This is a genomic window from Alkalibacterium sp. s-m-28, assembly GCF_054658175.1.
Genome location: NZ_BAAGIQ010000383.1, coordinates 1 through 260, shown reverse-complemented (window position 1 = coordinate 260; position 260 = coordinate 1). Strand labels below are relative to the sequence as shown.

Genomic DNA, 260 nt, shown 5'->3' with positions numbered 1-260 from the left:
ACAACCAAAACAGTTCGCAAAATAGTTTTTTTGTTCTTCATTTGGGTAGAGCCGATACTTATAAGCTTTCAACATATTCTTCACCTCCTCTTACGCTTTGTTACTTGATTATACTGTGAAAATACCGTACAATCAAGTCGGAGGTGAGTATATGTCTGACAAAGAGCGCGTAGAAATACGTATGCCAAAAGTTATTCTAGAAAAAGTAGACGCATACCAAAAAGAAAATGGACTGCCTACAAGAACGGCAGCTATCCTTG

At 37.7% G+C, this 260-nt stretch carries 1 protein-coding gene; it reads right to left on the bottom strand.

Annotated elements, in window-relative coordinates; genetic code table 11:
- On the bottom strand, nt 1–75 hold a 75-nt coding region (locus ACYQ4S_RS12710), incomplete at its 3' end, for a helix-turn-helix domain-containing protein (RefSeq protein ID WP_459771544.1).
- Nucleotides 76–260: the final 185 nt, after the last annotated feature.